The sequence below is a fragment of the Cecembia sp. genome, from assembly GCF_007126775.1.
Taxonomy (GTDB): domain Bacteria; phylum Bacteroidota; class Bacteroidia; order Cytophagales; family Cyclobacteriaceae; genus Cecembia.
The window spans coordinates 1-3,525 of sequence record NZ_SLAP01000069.1 but is presented as its reverse complement, the minus strand read 5'-3'; the positions used below and the strand labels follow the sequence as shown (position 1 = coordinate 3,525).

The 3,525-nt window shown below is 41.8% G+C and carries 2 protein-coding genes; both read left to right on the top strand.

From position 1 onward, the window contains the following. Nucleotides 1–1,742 (top strand): FG-GAP-like repeat-containing protein (locus tag QZT73_RS04665; RefSeq protein ID WP_291786864.1); only part of this gene is annotated, 1,742 nt, incomplete at its 5' end. A 174-nt stretch (nucleotides 1,743–1,916) separates the two neighbouring features. After that, the gene (locus QZT73_RS04660) at nucleotides 1,917–3,263 is read left to right on the top strand and encodes a vanadium-dependent haloperoxidase (RefSeq protein ID WP_291786861.1); all 1,347 of its coding nucleotides are present in this window, start codon (nucleotides 1,917–1,919) and stop codon (nucleotides 3,261–3,263) included. Nucleotides 3,264–3,525 lie beyond the last annotated feature (262 nt).

The following is a 3,525-nucleotide window of genomic DNA, read 5'->3' as shown; positions in this document are numbered from 1 at the left end:
TTGAGTTAGCAGGGGATAAGGCCAATCTTTTTGGTATTGGGGCCCAAGTTTGGGTGAAATCCGGGGATAAAATGCTACATCAAACCCTGAGTACTTCCCGGGGCTTTCAATCTGGGACTTCTACCTTGCTGACCTTTGGTTTGGGAAAGGAAGCTGCTGTTGAAGCAATTTATGTGGACTGGGGGGCTGGAAATATAGAAAGCTTTGGTCCAAAAGAGGTCAATAAAAAGTACCGTTTGGTCAAAGGAAAGGGTGAGGCTGCCATTTTGCCAAAAAATGAAACTAAGCCTATTTTAGAGCTGGCCTCACTCGAATTGGGTTGGAAGCATGAAGAAAACACAGACTTTGATGAATTCAGACGGGAATATTTAATGCCGAGGCGTTATGCCATGGAAGGGCCAGCGCTGGCAGTGGGAGATGTGAATGGAGATGGACTGGATGACATTTATCTGGGAGGTGCCAAAGGACAGGGAGGGGCCCTTTATTTACAACAAGCAGATGGCGGTTTTACCCTTCAAAAAAATGCCGTTTTTGAGCAGCTTAAAACAGCAGAGGATGTGGTAGCCAAATTTGTGGACTTAAACGGAAATGGACATCTGGATCTTTATGTAGGTTCTGGTGGCAATGAGTATACTTCTGGGGAAGTTTTCAACTTTGACAGGGTCTTTTTAAACGATGGGCAAGGTAAATTCAGGTTTTCTATGAATTCACTGCCTCCTATTGGAGAAAATACCTCTACTTTGGCCTTCCATGATATCAATGGAGATGGGTTTGTCGATATTTTTGTAGGGGCTTCAGTGGTTACCGGTAATTACGGCGCTATTCCGAGATCCTATCTATTGGTGAATGATGGTCAGGGCAGGTTCAGGGAAATGACGGAAGATTTTTTTGGAGACAATTTTAGGCCAGGGATGGTGCAAAAGGCGCTTTGGTACGATGTGACGGGGAACGATAAAGCTGAGTTGGTATTGGCAGGGGAGTGGATGCCTGTGCGGGTATATCAGCAGGATACCAAAGGGAAGTTTACAGAAATTGAGCCATTGGCTCCTGCGGGCTGGTATGCTGGTTTATCGGAGCTGCAAACGGATAATGGGCTGAATGGCTTGCTGGTGGGGAATTTAGGCTTGAACAGTAAACTAAAGGCCAGCAAATCCCAGCCAGTCAAATTATATCATGGGGATTTTGATGGCAATGGACAGGATGATCCTTTGATTTTTCATTATATGGAAGGGAATTTGGTGCCCTTTGCCAGCAGGGATGACCTGATCCGTCAGATTCCAAACCTGAAGCGCAAGCATGATAGTTATGAACAATATGCTGCATTGAAGTCCCCTCAAGACCTTTTGGAAAAGGAGCAAATCAATGCGGCCAGCATCTTAGAGGTAGTCGATTTTCAGTCGTACTTTATTCCAAAGGGAGAACAGAAAGTTTTGGTTCTACCTTTAGAAGCGCAATTCAGTCCCATTAGAGATTTTGTAACTTTTTCATCCAAGGGTGAAAATTATGTGCTATGCGTGGGTAATTTTTCTGGATTCAGGACAGATTTAGGGAGAAAGATGGCGCAACCCTTGGTTTTGCTGAAATGGACGCCATCGGGCTTTGTTAAGGTTCCAATTGGGATTGATGGTAACAAATATTGGGGGGAATACCGGTATGTCAGAAAATTGACCATTAATGGGGAAGCAAGTCTGATTGCTCTTAGAAACAACGATTCTCCTGTTGTTTTCCGGATTATTCCATAAAACAGAACCTATAAACCTGTCAAAAATCATTGATTTTCAATGCTTTTGAAATTTGATATTTATGGATTTTTCATAGTTTTGGGTGAAATAACCTCCCAGCCCTCGGTCCCGTTTTCTTTAATAGAAAGGGATTTATTAAATTTGAAGAAATAAGTCGAGTAATTGCTTGAGAATATGAGTAAAATGAAAAATATAAGCTTGGTGCTGCTGTTGATCGTCGGGTTTGCATGCCAGGAAAATAAAAATTACCAGGATGTCATTATTGATGGTGAGTACCTGATTGCTGCACAATTGAAGTTGACAGATGTCATCATCCATGATATTTTTTCCCCTCCGGTGGCCAGCCGGATTTATGCTTATCCTGCTATTGCAGCCTTCGAAGTAGCGGCATTAGCAGACCCATCCTATACCTCTTTAATGGGACAGCTGAACGGTTTTGAGAAAGTGGATTTCGAAACTGAAGGGGAGGTTTATTATCCATTGGCTGCATTAGCTGCCTATTACAAAGTGGGTACAGCCATGATATTTTCAGAAGATATGGTACAGGGCCATAGGGAGAAGGCCTTCAAAGCCATCAGGTCTGCCGGTGTTCCAAAAAAGGTATTTGAAAGATCAGTAGCATTTGGAGAGCAGGTAGCCGATCATGTAATTGCCTACTCCAAAAAAGACAATTATCATGAGAGCAGGTCTTTTGAAAAATATACAGTGAGCAGTGAGCCGCATACTTGGCAGCCAACCCCACCAGCATATATGGAGGGTATAGAGCCCCATTGGAATAAGATCCGTCCTTTTTTAATGGAAAGTCCAGATCAATTCCAATCGCCACCTCCTACAGTATTTTCTACGGAACCGGACAGCCAGTTTTTCAAAGAAGCGGAAGAAGTGTTTCTTACAGTAAACAATTTGACACCGGAGCAGAGTGATATTGCTTATTTCTGGGATTGTAATCCTTACAAGGTGAATGTCAAAGGACATGTGATGTTTGCAGAGAAAAAGATTACCCCTGGAGGACACTGGATGGGAATAGCTGCTATCGCCTCCAAAACAGCAGGACAAGATTGGAAAGGAATGGCTGAGACTTTGGCTTATACAAGCATTGCCTTGTTCGATGCTTTTATCTCCTGTTGGGATGAAAAGTATAGAAGCGTATTGATCAGACCAGAAACATATATCAATAAATATATTGATGAAGATTGGTTGCCTGTATTACAGACGCCTCCTTTCCCTGAACATACCAGTGGGCACAGTGTGGCATCCAATGCAGCGGCAGAGGCTTTGACCCATTTGTTGGGAGAACCATTTCATTTTGTGGACTCTACTGAAGTTGCCTATGGGCTTCCTGTAAGGGAATATAATTCTTTCAGGGAAGCAGCAGCTGAAGCTACTATCAGCAGGCTCTATGGGGGAATACATTTTATGCCTGCCATTGAATACGGGGCTGAAAAAGGCACAAAGCTTGGTTTTTATGTCAATGAAAAAGTGAATACCAGAAGCGATAATTTGGCTAGGGCGGAGGATTAGGAGGAGACTTCAATATTCATAGGACTAATTAAGAAGTAATTGAATGTTTGATTAATCCATCAATTGCTTTGGGTTATTTTTTATATCAAAACTTGGTTAAATATTGATTGATTAATTCAAGAAAAGTCTGATTTTTCTATTAAAAGTGTCATTTCCTAAATATTCCTTTGTAAGGGATAGACATGTTGGGCGAAAGGTATTAATGAAAAATTAAAATATTCTTTGATTTTTTCATTTTTTTTTTCTTACCTAACGAAAAAGT